This window comes from Anaerovorax odorimutans (assembly GCF_024459955.1).
Classification (GTDB): domain Bacteria; phylum Bacillota; class Clostridia; order Peptostreptococcales; family Anaerovoracaceae; genus Hominibacterium; species Hominibacterium odorimutans_A.
Genome location: NZ_JANFXK010000033.1, coordinates 1 through 16397 on the forward strand (window position 1 = coordinate 1; position 16397 = coordinate 16397).

The 16397-nt window shown below is 36.9% G+C and carries 13 protein-coding genes; 2 read left to right on the top strand and 11 right to left on the bottom strand.

Annotated elements, in window-relative coordinates:
- Positions 1 to 297: 297 nt before the first annotated feature.
- The 5 genes from NE619_RS17200 to NE619_RS17220 all read right to left on the bottom strand — a co-directional run bounded on the left by NE619_RS17200 (position 298) and on the right by NE619_RS17220 (position 8941).
- Positions 298 to 3171 carry a transglycosylase domain-containing protein gene (locus NE619_RS17200; RefSeq protein WP_256133710.1) on the bottom strand — a complete coding sequence of 958 codons (2874 nt, stop codon included), beginning with the start codon at positions 3169 to 3171 and terminating at the stop codon, positions 298 to 300.
- A gap of 1111 nt (positions 3172 to 4282) precedes the next feature.
- Positions 4283 to 6505 (bottom strand): peptidase domain-containing ABC transporter, encoded by a 2223-nt coding sequence (locus NE619_RS17205; protein ID WP_256133711.1) that lies wholly within the window; start codon positions 6503 to 6505, stop codon positions 4283 to 4285.
- 77 nt (positions 6506 to 6582) lie between these two features.
- On the bottom strand, positions 6583 to 7572 hold the full coding sequence (locus NE619_RS17210; protein ID WP_256133712.1) for a hypothetical protein: 990 nt from the start codon (positions 7570 to 7572) through the stop codon (positions 6583 to 6585).
- 666 nt (positions 7573 to 8238) lie between these two features.
- Complete coding sequence (locus NE619_RS17215; RefSeq protein ID WP_256133713.1) at positions 8239 to 8799, bottom strand: accessory gene regulator ArgB-like protein; 561 nt, start codon at positions 8797 to 8799, stop codon at positions 8239 to 8241.
- Position 8800: 1 nt separating this feature from the next.
- Complete coding sequence (locus NE619_RS17220) at positions 8801 to 8941, bottom strand: cyclic lactone autoinducer peptide (protein WP_256133714.1); 141 nt, start codon at positions 8939 to 8941, stop codon at positions 8801 to 8803.
- Between the two features lie 1608 nt (positions 8942 to 10549).
- Here NE619_RS17220 and NE619_RS17225 point away from each other — a divergent pair.
- Together NE619_RS17225 and NE619_RS17230 are read left to right on the top strand one after the other, a co-directional pair.
- Positions 10550 to 10756 (top strand): ATP-binding protein, encoded by a 207-nt coding sequence (locus NE619_RS17225; RefSeq protein WP_256133715.1) that lies wholly within the window; start codon positions 10550 to 10552, stop codon positions 10754 to 10756.
- Positions 10753 to 10938 carry an ATP-binding protein gene (locus NE619_RS17230; protein WP_256133716.1) on the top strand — a complete coding sequence of 62 codons (186 nt, stop codon included), beginning with the start codon at positions 10753 to 10755 and terminating at the stop codon, positions 10936 to 10938. Before NE619_RS17225 ends, NE619_RS17230 begins: the two co-directional genes overlap by 4 nt.
- 249 nt (positions 10939 to 11187) lie before the next feature.
- On the opposite strand, the gene NE619_RS17235 is transcribed toward NE619_RS17230, so the two are convergent.
- From NE619_RS17235 to NE619_RS17260, 6 genes are all read right to left on the bottom strand, one after another.
- A complete protein-coding gene (locus NE619_RS17235) occupies positions 11188 to 12477 on the bottom strand; it encodes a sensor histidine kinase (RefSeq protein WP_256133717.1) in 1290 nt (429 codons plus the stop codon).
- 1 nt (position 12478) lies between these two features.
- Positions 12479 to 13186, bottom strand: a complete 708-nt coding sequence (locus tag NE619_RS17240; protein ID WP_256133718.1) for a LytR/AlgR family response regulator transcription factor — start codon at positions 13184 to 13186, stop codon at positions 12479 to 12481.
- 128 nt (positions 13187 to 13314) lie between these two features.
- Positions 13315 to 13557, bottom strand: coding sequence for a helix-turn-helix domain-containing protein (locus NE619_RS17245; protein WP_256133719.1), 243 nt, complete (start codon positions 13555 to 13557; stop codon positions 13315 to 13317).
- Between the two features lie 107 nt (positions 13558 to 13664).
- Positions 13665 to 15425: a lysozyme family protein gene (locus NE619_RS17250; RefSeq protein WP_256133720.1), complete on the bottom strand. Its 1761-nt coding sequence runs from the start codon at positions 15423 to 15425 to the stop codon at positions 13665 to 13667.
- Positions 15426 to 15440: 15 nt separating this feature from the next.
- Positions 15441 to 16193 (bottom strand): DUF6674 family protein, encoded by a 753-nt coding sequence (locus NE619_RS17255; RefSeq protein ID WP_256133721.1) that lies wholly within the window; start codon positions 16191 to 16193, stop codon positions 15441 to 15443.
- Positions 16175 to 16397 (bottom strand): DUF6075 family protein (locus NE619_RS17260; protein ID WP_256133722.1); only part of this gene is annotated, 223 nt, incomplete at its 5' end. The genes NE619_RS17255 and NE619_RS17260, both read right to left, overlap by 19 nt.

Sequence of the window (16397 nt, forward strand, 5' to 3'; positions counted from 1 at the left end):
ATTTCTGTTTCCTCCAATCAATCTGAAATTTTTTCAAAATTAGATTGATTGGAGGACTGCGACAATTATATTTTTTATTAATTGTATTAAATTTCAAAGTATGCAAAAGGCTATAGGCAGACCAACTAGTTTAAAACTATCAATAGCGTTTCCATCTTTAATACAATCGATGTTTTCACGATGTCTTTGCATTCCTTATCATAAAAAATAAATTGTAAAATTATATGCTCTATCATTAAAGTTTTCTATTCGAAACACCTGATCATCGTATCTCTTTTTTAATCCTGGTACCCGCTTCTACTCTAGCGGAGTTTCTAATGGTTTTGTTTCCGTTGATGGTGTTTCTGTAAATTGCGTTTCTACTGACGGCTTAGTTGACTGCATTATAGTTGAGGCATTTGTAGAAGGATTTGTGGTACTACGTTTTGTCTCTTTCCGTTTTTTCTCTTTTATATCCATATCTGGTTTCGATCCATTTTCCGAGGTTATTGGTTTTCCTACGCTAGAATAGGTTCCTTTTATATAGTATTCCCCCCTTATTTTATCTATATTATTGGGCTGATCTGGATATTTCCCATAAGGTATGCTTGCACATACTTGATTCATAATATTGCGCCATAAACGAGCAGAAGCAGCTGAACCTTCGCTCAATTCAATATTTATATCATTACCGATCCATAAAGCGGCTGTATACTGAGGAGTAAAGCCTACAAACCATGCATCATAGTTATTTGTAGTTGTTCCCGTCTTTCCAGCAACTGGCTGCCCTTCAAAAGAAGCCGTTCTGCCTAATCCATTAGTGACAACACTACGCAATATGCTAGTCATAATATACGCAACGCCAGCGTCTATAACTTTCTCTGTATTTGGTGTTTTATCAAATAGGACCTCTCCATTACTATTAGTTATCTTTGTATACGCTATAGGAGCAGTATAGACCCCTTGATTTGGAAAAATTCCATATGCTGCAGCCATTTCCATCGGAGATATTCCCTTTGTCATACCTCCTAAAGCCAATGCCGCTGGATTTATGTCATTAGATTTTCCGCTTTCTACCAAGGTGGTTATCCCCATTTTTTTTAACTGTGATATAATGAATTCCGGCCCTATTTGTTGATAAACTTTTACTGCACAAACATTTACTGATTGCTCTACTGCCGTACGTAACGTCATATGTCCTCGATAACCAGAATACCAATTTTTAGGCCATATTTGCCCGTTGACCACCATTGGGGCGTCGTTAATTACACTCCCTGCGGTAATATACTTTCCCCAGTTGCTTCCATCAGAATTTGAAAGAGACATCGACATGCCATTTTCTACTTTATTATAAGATTCCTGCAAAGCTGACGAATATATAGCAATTGGTTTTATAGATGATCCAGGTTGACGCGGGGAAATTGCTCTATTTTGGAGCAGTCTTCCATTAATATCCCTTCCCCCTATCATAGCTTTTATTCCCCCAGTATTATAATCCATAATAACCATAGCTGACTGAGGCTGAACAACTTCCTGTTGGAGGGTATAATTGTCTGCACTAACGATTAAGTCCCCGTTTTGGGGAACAAAAAATTTCGGATACTTTTTCAAGAATTCAGCCGAGAGAATACAATTCCCATTAGCATCCTTATATTTGTATCCTTGAGGAATAGAAAGTGTCCCTCCCTTAATAATGTAAAACTTTCCATTCCATTGCCGATACATAGTTTTAAATTCCAAACTGATATCTTTTTTTCCATTTATTACAGTACTATAAAAAGCAAGTCTTTTTCCACTATATAAAGTTAAACTACCATCACCATTTTTTCTATATTCGCTTTTCTTAATTATATATTGCTTTTTTTTATTGAAATAGTTATCATACTTATAGAGTTGGATTTTTTTTGTTTTATTGTCTATTAGATTTCCGTTAGTATCCTTTTTCAAATTGGCCACAGTTGGATAGTTTATATTATCATCAAACTCTTTTTTAACAATTTTTTGAGCAGTTTTATTCATAGTAGTATATATTTTCAATCCCCCAGTATAAATCATTTTTCTGGCTTCTACTTCATTCCATCCATATTCCTCCATTATGTCTTTGATAATTTCGTCAACGACATAATCAGTAAAATATGATGTGAATGCTACCCCTTCGCTAGATGAGATTTTCATTGCATTTTTCAACTGATCTTGTTTTACTTCCTCTAAGTTTGATTGATTTATGTATCCTTGATCTAACATATTCTTAGCTGTCAGTTCTCGTCGATCTTTTGATTTGTCTCCATTATACACATAAATTGCATTTTCCGATTTAGCAAGTACTTTTTTCTTCGTTACTTCAGCCTGCCCAGCAGGGTAGACTTTCACTAGTGCATAAGAATCTGGTGCTTGTGGAAGTGATGCTAAAGATATGCATTCTAAAAGTTTTAAGTCTTTAACGCTTTTTCCAAAATATGCTTGAGAAGCAGTCTCAACGCCGTAACAGTTAAATCCTAAATAAACAGTGTTAAGATACGCTTCTAGAATTTGTTCCTTAGTTAAATTTTTTTCGATAAGAACCGTATAATATGCCTCTAGAATTTTTCTGTTTAAAGATCTTTGGCTTTTTCTATCTGCCAAGTAGATATTGCGTGCTAGTTGTTGTGTCAATGTGCTTGTACCACTAATCTGCTTACTACCTAAAAGACTTTCTTTAATTGCCCCCATAATACGGATAAAATTAAATCCATGATGCTTCCAAAATGTCTTGTCTTCAATAGCCACAACCGCATTAACTAAATCCTTGGGTAATTCATCATATGATATGTTAGTTCTATTTCCTCCATTTGTAAACACATTTTCAATTTCTCTACCTTCATCATCATAGATAGTTGAACGCTGTGATACACAACTATAAATATTGTTGGCATTAATGTTATGTGTGTCTGCTGTAAAAATCAGTATACCAACATAAATGACTCCTAACAAAGCCACGCCAACTATTACAATTCCAATTATTTTTAATACCTTATTGTTTGTAGCCTTCTTGCTTTTTGTTCTCACATTTCTTCCTTTAGCTCTTACATTTGCATATGTTCTTGTATCTTTATCTTTGTTTTTTTTAGTACAAGTATCATCAAATTTATCAAACTCAGCAAAAAACTCATCTATATTATCAGTATTTGAATGTTTATCAAATTGTTTCCCCATGTTTTATCTCCTTGTAAACTGTACCCATGTAAAGGACAATTTTAGTTTTGAAATCCCAGTTACTCGACAGACAAAAGCTCTTGTGCCTGTAACAAGAACACTCCTAAAACTGTGCTCCTTTTTATCAGATAGACTCTCTGCCAGGTACTCATTGATTAAATCGCTTGTCTCATCGATCACCTGTCCGTTTTTCCCAAATGTGATCACTCCTTCCTAATGGCAGGCGCTTCCGGCGCGTTGAAAACAGCAACCGAATAGATTTCCGCCCTGCATAATTCATAGAATTCGTCCGACAAGAACTTGCTCCCCATTGATACTTCCCCTTATCTCGTCATAGCGCACAGGCTCCTTTAGTTTATCTCTATATGGTCAAAGAAAGTTCTCCTATGGAGCATTGTCCCAGCAGTTTCCCCTCCTGGACATAAACTGATGTAAGTGTTTATTTTCCAGAATGTTTGTAAGCTTTCAGTTGCGTAGTGGACGCTCTAGCCGTTGTGAATGATGGTTTCCGCATAAATGGACACGCCATGATGGTCCCGAATCAGATGATTGACGGTTTCTAATACAAAATCCACCATGAGGAGTCGCTTGTCACATAGCAAAGAAGCTACTTTAATAAAAGTTTCCAATATAGTCGAACAATGGGTAAACGTCCCATGAAGCAGCACCATCCTGAAATCGTAAGAGTCAAACTCACGTCGTGGCAGATCGTCCGCTGCAAGACTTGTTTTAAGTGCTTTTGACAGTTGCCAGTACGACTTTCATATAGTATAGCTGCAATTGTACTTTTTCATAAACCACCAGCTCGTCTTGAGGTTCATTACCACAGGAGGTTATATATATATTAGATACATATAGATGCCTTTAGCACCTTTGGGATAACTGTGACTACTGAATGTGCTGAAAACTAAACATCTTTTGCTGGCGAATAAGGTATTTCTGGCTTCCGCCAGAAAGCTTTGTATGATTTTAAATAGTATAGAGGATTTTCTTCGTAAGCATATCACTCGCTCCCTAAAAATTCTTGTTCCAGATAGGCCTTCCTTTCTTGTGAGTTCAAGTACCATGTTTTCACTGTTCACAAATAGAATCACACAGTTATTTAGTTAATTTAATGTATCCCCAAAATAAACCGCTTATACTTTTTATTATATTTGTACAGATTTTCATGTGTTCCTAAGCCTTCTATCTTTCCTCTATTTAAAAATATTACGTTTTCACAATTTTCAATAATCTTTAAATTATGCGTAGCAAAAATACATGTACTTTTTTTATAGTTATCATAAATAAAGTCAAATATAGCTTTTTCTGTTCTAGGATCAATATTACTCGTGCTTTCATCAAATATTAATATTTGAGGCATCGTTATTAAAGCTCGTGCAATTGCAATTCTCTGTCTTTGTCCACCAGAAAGTTCTTTTCCATTTTCACTCAAAACAGTATCTAGTCCATAAGGGAAATTATTAAGTATAGAATCCAAGTGGCACCCTTCAATTATAAAGTTTAGTATTTCAGCATCTATATTATCACGCCCAAATAATATGTTTTCTTTGATATCTCCTGAAAACAAGATGGAATTTTGTGATACATAAGATATTTTTTCTCTCAGTACCTCTATAGGAATTCTATTAATGTCAATACCCCCTATTTCCAATACTCCCCGATTAGGTCGATAGAAGGCCGTTATCAATTGTAATAGTGAAGATTTACCACATCCATTTGGTCCAACAACAGCAACTTTTTCTCCTGATTTAATTTCTAAGAAGATATGTTTTAATACATCAGGCCTATATCCATATGCAAAAGAAATATTTTTTAAGGTAATACTATTACTATTTAGAGCTTTCAAGTTGGATATCTTTTGGTTTGTTTCTTTTTTTACTTCAAAAACATCATTTAATCTTTCCGCAGCAATAAATGCCTGTTGAATGTCTAATTGCAATGCAATCAACCGTTGTAATGGTGCAGTAAAAAAATTAACTAGAGTAAGAAAGGCTAGAAGCGTTCCTAACGACAATTCATAGCTTAATACCATCCAACTCCCAAAGCATAAAATTCCTGTTGTTCCTATACCCTCTATAGTAATCAGTAACGAATTTTGCGTAATACTGATCAAGCTCCCTTTGAAAATACTATCAAGATATTTAGTCATACACTTATTCAATCTAACATAAAACCTTTTTTCCCCATTAAGCGTTTTTATAGTTTCTATACCCTCAATCGACTCTTTTAAATTTGATGTAAACTGTGCATGGTCCTCCATGATTACCTTGTTAGTTTCTGAGATTGGTTTGCGATATGTTATAACGATAACAAAATATATTCCTATTAATAGTACCACCAATAAAAATAATGATTTCTCAATTGAAGCGAGAATTATGCCGCCTGCTACTGCCATAATAGAATCTAGGATTAAAATGAGTGCTGCCCCCGATATAATATCTTGAATCTCTTCAATGTCATTAAATCTTGAAAGTATCTCACCTGTTTCTCTATCTTTAAAATATCTAATTGGAAGTTTCATCAAATGTTTAAAAAAATTATCCATTAACGTTCCATTTATCTTTTTAGAAATGGTGGAAAGGACAATGCCTCTTACAAGTAAAATCAACATTTGTATTAGGTATACTCCAACAATTAAAACAAAAATATGATTTATATTTGATACCAGTTGGCTAATCTCTAACGACAATTTTTCCAAAGGAGGAATAGCTGATAACAATTCTTGATTGCTTTGCGGGCCTTGTATTAAAAAAGAATCAATTAAATATTGGTATGCCCATGCACTTATTATTGATATCCCTCCCAAAACAAGAGAAATACACATAACAAAGAAAAATTGTTTTTTCTGTCGGTATATCAACGCCAAAAATTTATTATATGTCCCTTTTTTTAAATTACCATTTTGAAAGTTTGCAGTTTTTGTAAATGACACAACATATCCTGTCCATATGCTAGTAAATTGGTTAACCGAATATGTCTTTGATCCATTTGCAGGATCAAACGCTATGATTTTTTTGTTTGTAATTTTATAGACTACAATGTAATGTGCTAGGGCATCATTCGAAGTAATCTGTACAATAGCAGGAAGCGTAAGATTCTGTTTTATAACATCAGTTAACAGTTCCTCCCATGTCCCACAAAGTACTTCTGCCTTAAAAAAAAACTTTTCTGCAGTCTGCGCAATAGCATATAAATTCGCACCATTTTTATCTATTTGCATCTGTTCCCTTATATGTACTAATGGAACTTTCAGTTTATAATAAAGAAATAGTGTGGCAAGGCAAGCTGCACCACAGTCCCTTATATCATGTTGCATAACACCTTTTTTCATATGTATTTATACTCCTTATCTGTAACATTTCAGGTAAAATATCTATATGGTTTAAATTACTTCAATAAAAACCTAGATTAATTTTGCTTTGTATAGAAATAAAGCTTACTTCCTTTTGTGCTACGGGCAATAAGGTAAAATCCTTTTTTTGACATTTCAAGACTGTATATATTCACATCATTATCAGCTAAACACATATTTTTCCCCTCAATTAAACACTCTTGTTTGGACTCCGCTATACGCCTTAGTCCAAACTTATCTATATATAAAATAGTTAGTTGCCCTGTCTCTTTATCTACATATGCACACATTCTTTGTCTATCAAATTCAAAATTCCCTTCATTATTTATAGCATCTGAAAATTTTTTTACTAAAGGTTCTAAATTTAATACTTTTGCAGTACTAACTGAAAACGCATGAATTTTGTTGCTAATTGAATCTAAGGTGTATATTTTGTTACCACATATAGTAAAATCCGTCATATAAGTATTTCCATCTTCAGATATGTATTCACAAATAATATTCCCATTTTCTCTATTTATTTGATATAATTTACCTGTTATGTCACGAACAATTAAATTCCCATTTTGTAAGAACTTTACATCATATACTGTATTATTGTATGTTTGAGTATTAGGAAGGTTTATCATTAGTTCAGATTTTTTTCCTTCTTTAATAATATAGTTTTTACTCTTAATTAGCTTACTGTGTTTATATTGGGACAAATTGTAAAATATTTCTCCATTGGGTGAAAGAAACACGCACTTTTCTGTATGTATATTTTTTTTACTCTGAATGTCTATATCCTTTATAAAGGTTTTTATTTCTTTCCAATTTTGTCCATTATTATTACTTTCCCATACTTTACCATAATTTGTATTGCTAAAGCCTGCAACTCGAACTACATCCTCTTTCATAATGCATACATCTTCTAGTTCTTTCAATTCTTTGGGTAGCAAGATTTCTTCTGATACGTAACTTTCGTCCATATTTTTATTATTAGCGCATGCTACAAGTAACAAAAAGATTGAAATAAGAAGAAAGCTACATAAATAAATTTTTCTCATTATTACCTATCCCCCTCAAGTTTTCAATCATTTAAATAAATTTTATTTCCAGGTAAGGAAATATTTCCTTACCTGGAATGAGGAACGAACTTCTAATTTCATTTCGGCATGTTATATAAAACTTTCCCACAGTTCTTCCAACAGGTCGATGTAAGAACTTTTGCAACTCTTTGTGCTTTATGGTACTTGATGTTATGTTCAGAACACCAAGCGTCTGCTGACCTCTGGTCTCTTGGTGCACTGTAATAGTTATGGGGATCGCACAACCAGTGAAAATGTCCTTCTGCTCCACCATTAACCTGCATTTGTTCTCTTTTGTTTACTAATCTCATTTCTATTCCTTTCTGATAAAGTAAATTATCTTCTGTTTGCACAAATAATACAAATATTTTTGATATGCTTTGTAATTCAATATTTAATAAAAAATTTACTATAAAACATTCAATAAACACTTGCATTTTTTAAAAGAATAATTGATAATGAAATCAGAGCTTTTTCTTATACAATATTTTAGAAATTCACCGTTTCACATTCTATTGTTCGAAAAGGCTCTTTTTTATACCCTCATATAAATCACCCCCTAATACAATATATTTATATCTTTCGCAAAATGGCAATTTTTCTCACCATCCGCTATTGATATACAAAAATAAACTTCACACTTCATTATTTCCCTCTAGTTGGAAGTAGAAGCATTATTGCAGCGCAACTAATCGCAACCACAATACAGATTGTCACCTCCGCCAAAAATAGTTTTGCCAATAATGCTACTACTATTTCTACCAATAAAATTAATCGAGCACGTATCTTGTATAGTTTTTTCTCATATAGTTCAAGAGGTTTGTTCTCACTTGCAACTGGCGCTTTTTTCATAATTACCATAAATGAAATAAACAATACGACAGCAATCTGTATATTCTCCCAAAGAATATATTTTATAGATAATAATACACAAATTGTTAATAATATTGAAAAGCAATAACAAATTTGAGGCGTCTTTGCATGATATCCTCCTGCGTATCGTCTTAAGGGAATGTATGCCACGGTAAATAGTAAACTTTGCCATAACATATCAAATAGGATGCCGATTCCCAATGTTGTTACTATATTTACCAGAAAAAGGAGTGCCTGATTAACCCCAAAAACATACAGTTCCTTTTCTTCTTTTTCAATGCTCCCACTTTCTATTAAACTGTTGACCAAGAAATTAACAACTAAGTTTCTCATTTTATTTTCTTAGTTTATACGCACTATCAGGCATCGATTCTTGATATACATAATGACAACATGTCGAATTTACATTTAATGTTGCTACTATTAGAGCTACTCCCGCTACAAAATTTCCTAATTTCATCATTGTCTTTTTCATCTTCTTTCTCCTCATTTCTAATTTTTTCTTCAGGTTTTTACAACGTTTTTTATGATTTGCATTATAGCATTTTCTTAATCCATACATAAAGAGCTATGTAAAAAACCATCCTTACATTTGTAAAAAATGAACATTTCACAAAATCGATCAAAAGTACAGTCATAACTTTGGAACTATAAAAATATATCTATGTTTAAAGAAAAACAGATGAAAAGCAAACGCAAAGCCATCAAAAATCACCTGAAAAAGGAACTTTTTACCTTATCCATCTAAAGCCGACACTCCATACAAAGAACCGATCTAGCACTGACCCCAGAAAGACAGTAAGTATTGGCGGAAAGGGTATCTACCACCATTGTCTTTTGATTGGCTCGTATCGGAGAAAGATTCCAAGTGGAGTTATGGCACGGTACAACGCTACATGAAAACCATCCGATAGGCCGCATGTGAAAACGCCCACCAGAAACTACTCTGAGAAGCCGGGTGCTCCCAGGTGGACTTTAGGAGGCTGATTTTGAAGAACGAGGAAATTGGGCCCGAAAGAAGTACCTGACTGTATCGTACCCATACAGCAATGATAGCTACAGCCAGGTAAATTGGGAGACAAAATGACCAAGTATGTATGTTAAGGGCGATTAGACATCTTAAGAAGTACCGGTCTTACTGGCCTTTGATAGAGTTACTGACATGAGGAGGCTAGTGGATGAGATAGTCAGATAAATGGAATGCTTTTCCTGAGTCCGTGCCCATTATGGATGTTCGATTCATTTCTGTGACCCGCGGAGCGGCTGGAAGAAGGGAAATGCGGAAAACAATATCTGTTATATTAAAAGGAACCTCTTCCTTCAACTTCAATAATATACGAACTTAACCGACTTTAACCTGCACTTTTGGGAAAAGCATCGGCCAAAACCGAGGAATTATATTACAAAAAGCAGAGAACAATCATCAACTTGTTTGAGAAGGATAAAAAGCGGTGCCCTATCCTGACGCATCACTGGTCCGACATATACTACTATAATTGATCTATGCCGGAAAACATCCGAAAAAATGCTGACTGGAGACTGTCCCATTATATGAACATCCTGGCAGGGCGAAAGAAAGCTTATCTTATAGAATAAGTAACAATATGGGAACGAGCTGACATGTTTGTCCGATTATAGCATCATCCTCTTAGTCCTCTATAAAAACATTGAAACCCTGCAAAACAGCAACGTTCGCAGCATAGAGCCGGATTCGTTATGTGACTGCAACCAAAACCAGTTCATGCCCCTTTCAGCTTCGCCCCGGCCATGGTAGCCATAGAACTGGCTATACGGAAGATGACGTTTTCCTGACCGTTCTGTCCAGGAAAGGAGGAACAGCGGCATGATCACGCCCAAAATGAGGGATCCATAAATCAGAAGAGCCTATCATCTTGTAAAAACTATTTTTATCCTTACCATCCCGGAATTATATGAGGCACAAAGCTTCAAAAAAACAAGCCGAGTTCCTGCTGAAAGGACTACGCTTAGAAGTGAAACTACGTCACTGCAATAAAGGAGAACGTTTACTGAAACGGGCCAGTTACCCGCCCACAGAACATTTGAGGTTTATGGATATGGATCCGTGCTGAAGAACGGTGGGTTCGTAAGAAAGAAACGCAAGCTGGCTCTTTATGGAGCTGTCGAAGTCGGCAAGGCGCCCCTGGTCATCACTACCGGGAGCATAGCCTGCATGCTGTGCTACAAAATTCTGTTTTACACGGTGCCCGAACGAGTAGTAACATTGGAAGCAGCCCCCCCAAAAATGGGAGGCTTTAGCTCCTTCGCGTGAAACAGAATGATCTGGAACTTCTGATTCTGGACAATCGTAGGGGGAGAGAGTATGTTCTAGTAAACTATGATGGTTCTCAGTTGCTGTTTCGTATCATATCGGACAACGATGAGAATGACAACATACTCATCACTGTAAATCTGGAATTTTCCAAATATGGCAGCAGCTTCACTGACGACTAGATGTCCACCGCCATGATCAACCAGCTTATGCATCTACTAAAATGTTGATCTGCTTCATCAGCACATGCTCTGTCCGTTATTTGCTACAATAAATCAAAAGATACTTCTTTATACCTTCTAATCCTTAGATAATCTCACTAAAATTCTTATTTCTTGTATATCCTTTTAACAAGTTATTTTTTTTCATCCTAAAATACCCTTTCTAGCTCAAATCATTTGTGAACTGATGCTAGGTTTTGATTGTATTTTTTATTCTTCTTTCATAGCACCAAGAAAAATTATTAGTTCTATAGAAAACCATTGTTCCGTATAGTTTATGTTTATTTTTCCATTGTATTTATCTATAATTCTTCTTACATTTTTTAAGCCGATTCCATGGCCCCCTTTATTCTGCTTTGTCGTTACAAAAAATCCATCTTTTTCCTTAATTTTTTCTTCATGGCTATTTTCAATCCTAATTAACAATAAACCCTTTTTTTCTTCCATAAAGAACTTCAACTGTTTCTTGAATTTACAATTTTTCAATGCCTGAATTGCATTATCTAATAAATTGCCTAAAAGTATATTTAGATCCATTTTATCAATGGCATCTTTGCTTTGAAGTTGTACTTTATACTCTAGTTCTGCTTGACACTTATTTACAACTTCGCCTAGTTTCAAGTTAAGCAAACCATCAATAAAAAAATCTCCTGTCATAACAAAACGCCCCACTGGTAATGAGATTGTGAGCATTTTATCTAAATACTTTTTTAGCTCCTCTAAATCTTTCATTTTTAACATTTGCTGCAATGCAACAATATGATTTCTCATATCATGACGTAACGAAGCTAAATTTTCTTCTGACTGTGCCAAAATATTCAACTGCTTTTCGTATGCTTGATTCTGTCCCTCCAACATCAGCAGTTGTGATTCTTTTCTATGCATTTTTACTAAATGATCAAATAGATAAAATATAAAAATATTAAGTAATAAAAGGCCTATCCCTCCTACTGCAATTGCCAAATTTTCTTCACACTTATCAAGCGCAACGGCAGATATTACTATACTAATAACGGGAACCATTACAACGCCTACTAATTCTATCCGTGAAATGTCTTCACCCTGTCGAAAATCAGAAATTTTTTGAAGTGACAACACAATCATTAAAAGCAGTAAATCAGAAACAGCTATAGTAACAGCTGCAATATGTACAATATCTAGTTGCCGCATAAGTCTATAGACTAAATCCTCGCAGATAAGATTAAGTGTAATGATGATAATTGTCGAACTTATACGGTATTTCCAATTCCCTGAATAAGATAATGTTATTATAAAAACACCAACAAAATTCAAAAGCATAATAATCGTGGGACTCCATTTAAAATAAAGAAATCCTATACTATTTACAGAAAAGAATAAAAAAAAGAATATACTTCGCATAATTATCTGATAGCGTTCTCCCTTTAAATGAAAAAACACTTTTAAAAATTGATAAATTAAATATATTCTAAACAAGTTACCACATAAATAAAAAAGGGTAAACATTAATTGTGATCCCATACTATTCGTTCTCCCAGTTTTCTAATAATTTATTCCTTACCGTGCTTCTAAATGATTTGCTGATAGGCAAACTTCTATTATCAAGCAGAAGTACCTGATCATATTCATAATGTTCAATATATAATGGGTTCACCAAATAAGATTGATGTATTCTAAGAAAATTACCATGAGTTTTTTCCTCAATGTGGTTTAACTTTCCATAGAACTCATATTCACCTTTTGACATATGAATAATAATCTTTCTCGCTTTACTTTCAAAATATAAAACATCCCCATAAAACACTTTGTAATATGATTGTTCAATACGAAATTCAAAATATTCATGGTATATCTGAGAAAGCTTCATTGCTTTTATTAAAACATCTATTACTTGTTTTTTACTAAATGGTTTTACTAAGAAATGAAGAGGTCTTACAGAAAATAGCTCTATTGCATATTCTTGTTTTCCAGAAATAAATACAATGTGAGTTTTTTCATTACTCAACTCCTCACGAATTTTTTCTGCTACCCTAACACCATTAATCAGCTTCAATTCAATATCTAGGAAGATCATATCAAAATGTTCTCCTGCCTCCATGGATTTATATAGCTTCTCTCCACTATAGAAGATTTTTGTTTGTATAAGCGCATCTTTAATATAGGAGGCTAAAAACCGTTCAATTTCGACGCAGATTGCCTTTTCATCATCACAAATGGCAACATAAAACACACTTCCCACTCCTTTCATTCACACAACTTAAATTATACCATATTATTCATTAATCTTCCTGTTTCTCCTATATTTTTCCTTAAAAATAGATCTCGCTATTTCTGATAATCTTCATTTTGAAATGCGTCTTATTTTTCTACTAGTTCCAACAATTCTTCATAACTTGCATTATAAATCTCCTTTAATCCAATCAGCACACGAAGTTTAATATGGTGTCTGCCAGTTTCTATCTGGGCATATATTTCTCTTGAAACCGGCAGGCCCATAATCTGCAATTGCGTCGCAACCTCCATTTGCGTTAAATTGGCTCTTTTTCTCAATCTTCTCAAGTTTTTTCCAATGTTATAATCTTGTGTTAAACACTGATCCATAAAGGGTCCCTCGTGTAATAAATTCGTAACTTTTCTTGATTTTAGCCCAGCTTCCTCTTTTTTATGTTACGATTTCGTTACATTCCTGCATTTATCAAAAATCAACATCAATACTTTGGCACCCCATATCCCACAATCCACGAGCTCCCCAGACCATAACTCTTTTTCCTGCACATATTTCTGGAATTGCCTTCGATGGTATTAACCTTGCCCTTAGAGGTATTCACTACAATTCCCACATGATCAATCTTCTGATCTCCATTCCAGTTAAAGAAAATAATATCTCCCGCCTTGGGCACATAACTGCGATCCTTCCACTGTCCATGCTCTCGGAACCAAGCAGCCCCGTTCATGCAGCTGGCAAACTTAGGGAAACTTCCACTTTCAATATAGCCACACTGATTGGCGCACCAGGAAACAAAACAGGCACACCATGCAACCCTGGAATTGAACCCATACCAGGACCAATAGGGCTGGCCGCCGACATTCCCCTCCTGCTTCAGCGCAATCTGCACAATGGCCTGATCACCTGCTCCTGTCGGTACCCGGCCGAAGGCATAATAGCGCAGCACATGGGGTACATATTCCTTGTCTCCATAGCTTTTCCACCCTAGTTTTTTCGCCATCATCTCGGAAAAGGCAACCGCATTTTCCGCTGTGTAGTGTCCGTCCCGTTTCTTTGCCCAGGAAATGTACCCATTCCCATAGTTATAGCCCTGTAAGGCGGTTTTAATGCTGTCCATATCCATGGGATTCTTCGCCCCTGCATCTTTCAGACAAGCCGCTAGATTCTCAATACCCACGTTAATGGAATATTCCGGGTCGGGAATACCGTTTGGCGTATGGGGATATTTCTTGTTATATCCGCACTCTGCTGCCTGCATCGGGTCATTTCCCCGGCCTCCCGATTCCTGCATCATTACTGCTTTGATCAATTCCACATATTCAGGGATACCGTGCTGGGCCGCATACTTCTGTATCAGCGGCTCATAGGCTTCCACCTCGGGACTGACGGAGCTGACCGCGCTGGCATTATCCCCTCCTACCGTATACAGAATTCCCCCAAAGAGAATGATCATCACCAGAATCAGTATCACCACCCCGCCGCCGGAGGCTGCCGCAAGCACGAGGGCCTTTGTTGCCTGCGCTAAGGTTTTCAGCGTTTTGCGGGCAAAGGCTTTCGTCCGTTTTGTCAGAGGCTTTCCCTGACGAGCCGTATGACGGGCTGTCTGGTAAGCACGTTTTGCCTGCCTTCTCGAAACCTTGATCCCGCTTTGTATTTCCAGCTCTCTTCGTTCAGCCTGCCTAGCCGTCTTAATGCCCGCACCTGCTACTGACTTCCCCATTCTGGCCGCGCTATCTGCTTGTCTTGAATTGCCGCTTTGCTTAAGAGGCGATTTGCTTCGCACCTTCGCCGCTTTCTCATAGTCGAATGGAACAGCTTTCTTTTCTGTTAAGGGCATATTGCCAGAATCAACAGGCGTAAAAGCTGCTCCAGCTTCCAGGTTGTCTGTTCTAGCGTCCACCACTTTTTCTTTCACCGTCTTGTCCCGCTTGCGGATTCGCTCCAAAACCTTCCCACCCTGCCGATTGGCATGAGAAATGGCTTTATGGGCGGCTTGGCCTGCGGTGCTGGCGATTGCCCCTTGTGCGTATTCTACCGGTGAGCTGCTTTGTGTTTCTCTGCGCTCTGGCTCTGCGTATTCTTTTGTACGAACATACACCGGTTTCATATGTTGTGCGACCGCCGCTGCTTTGTCCATAACTTTGATATCTTTCACAATTTCTTTGACTTTGATCTCTCTGCCCACGTGTCTCCCCTTCTTTCCTAGTACATCCCCCACACCCATTAAAAAAGGCAGGCTCATAGGAATCCGCCTCCGTCAACGCACCTTGTCTTTCAGTCTTGGCTCTGCTCCTTTCATGGATTGTGATTTCCGGGCAGCTTTTAGTTCTTGGCGCACCGAATGGGTTTCAATGCCCATTTGCTGAAAAGCTTCCACCTTCGCTAATGCCGCATCGGTCTTCCGCTCCAGACCGAAAACAGTTTTTGCCAAGCGTTTGAGTACGTTTTGCAGCCTTCCAAGCAATCCCTTGTCTGGCTGCGCACATTTGGCAGGGGGAATTTCTTTTCCTACCATAGCCCGCCCTGCATTTTTTGCATGGATACCGGCTGCCTGAATTTCATTCTGTACCCTGCCGATCTGCGCAATGCTTCGTTCAATCCGTTTCGCCGTACCATGCAATCCCTCTTTTAAGTGGGCCAGCGCTGCTGGAATCTTCATGGCCGCTACCGTCCTTTGCAGCGCGCTCGTACCTTGCTGCTGAATCTTTGATACAGAAGTTTTGGCATTCCGTATCAGATTATCTTTCACTCGTACCATCTGATTTCCGGTGTTCACCGCAGCCCCAAGCGCATCGGAAAGCCCCTCTACTCCATACCGCTGCTGGAATCGTTTCAGCTGTTCATTGACCGCTTTCAATTCTTCCAGCACCGCTTGGAACTGTTGGTCCATTTCATCCAGATACTTTACTAAAAGCTCCACTTGCTGCTGTTCTTTTTGAAGGCCGTGCGCATTCAAAACCGAAAGAAAGCGCTGGATCTCTTCCTGTTTCTCTAACCCCGTTCCTTGCATGGCGCACCCTCCAATCCCATTGCCTTATGTTTCTCCTCATACGGATCGGGCAAATCTCTGACATACTCCGGATACCGCAGTTTAATCGCTTCAAAAAAATATGGGGCAAGATCGCAGGAAAACAAAGATTCCGGCGTGAACATAGATTTCTGGCCTTGCTCCACATAGCCGTTCCAAAGGTTGAAGGCCAGACACGTAGCCCGT

Bases quoted from the DNA above. Each gene is read 5' to 3' on its own strand.
- NE619_RS17205 (WP_256133711.1), bottom strand. From the start codon at position 6,505: ATGAAAAAAGGTGTTATGCAACATGATATAAGGGACTGTGGTGCAGCT.
- NE619_RS17200 (WP_256133710.1), bottom strand. From the start codon at position 3,171: ATGGGGAAACAATTTGATAAACATTCAAATACTGATAATATAGATGAG.
- NE619_RS17215 (WP_256133713.1), bottom strand. From the start codon at position 8,799: ATGAGAAACTTAGTTGTTAATTTCTTGGTCAACAGTTTAATAGAAAGT.
- NE619_RS17235 (WP_256133717.1), bottom strand. From the start codon at position 12,477: ATGGGATCACAATTAATGTTTACCCTTTTTTATTTATGTGGTAACTTG.
- NE619_RS17255 (WP_256133721.1), bottom strand. From the start codon at position 16,193: ATGCAAGGAACGGGGTTAGAGAAACAGGAAGAGATCCAGCGCTTTCTT.
- NE619_RS17210 (WP_256133712.1), bottom strand. From the start codon at position 7,572: ATGAGAAAAATTTATTTATGTAGCTTTCTTCTTATTTCAATCTTTTTG.
- NE619_RS17220 (WP_256133714.1), bottom strand. From the start codon at position 8,941: ATGAAAAAGACAATGATGAAATTAGGAAATTTTGTAGCGGGAGTAGCT.
- NE619_RS17250 (WP_256133720.1), bottom strand. From the start codon at position 15,425: ATGAGCCTGCCTTTTTTAATGGGTGTGGGGGATGTACTAGGAAAGAAG.
- NE619_RS17245 (WP_256133719.1), bottom strand. From the start codon at position 13,557: ATGGATCAGTGTTTAACACAAGATTATAACATTGGAAAAAACTTGAGA.